We start from the raw sequence: 505 nt of genomic DNA, 5'->3' as shown, positions 1-505 counted from the left end.
GGAAATCGACACCGTCTATTCCTACGTCGATTACACGCTGGGCGCCAATGTGGAGATCCTGAGCCTCGTGGGAGCAGCCACCAAGGGCACCGGCAACGCATTGAACAACACCATCTACGGCAACGATGGCGAAAACGTGCTCGATGGCGGCGCAGGTGCAGACTTTATGGTCGGCGGCGCCGGCAACGACACCTACATCGTCGATAACATTGGCGACGTCGTCAGCGAAACCAGCACCCTGACCAGCGAAATCGACACTGTGCGCGCTTCGGTGAGCTACACCCTCAGTGCCAACGTAGAGAACCTGATTCTCACCGGCACTGCTGATCTGTCCGGTGTAGGTAACGCCCAGAACAACGTCATCATCGGCAACGATGGCAACAACCGCATGATCGGCGGTGCTGGCCTCGACACTCTGATCGGTGGCAAGGGCAATGACATTTACAGCATCGATCAGGCGGGCGAGCTGGCGCTGGTCCAGGAATACGCCGGTGAGGGCAATGAC

The 505-nt window shown here is 58.6% G+C and carries 1 protein-coding gene; it reads left to right on the top strand.

The window, feature by feature from the left end:
• Positions 1–505 (top strand): calcium-binding protein (locus tag V3W27_RS28090; protein WP_442962680.1); only part of this gene is annotated, 505 nt, incomplete at both ends.

It is taken from the genome of Pseudomonas sp. AM14(2022), from assembly GCF_036346455.1.
In the GTDB taxonomy this organism is placed as follows: domain Bacteria; phylum Pseudomonadota; class Gammaproteobacteria; order Pseudomonadales; family Pseudomonadaceae; genus Aquipseudomonas; species Aquipseudomonas putida_A.
The sequence above is the reverse complement of the archived record's forward strand: the minus strand, read 5'-3'. Positions and strand labels throughout refer to the sequence as shown.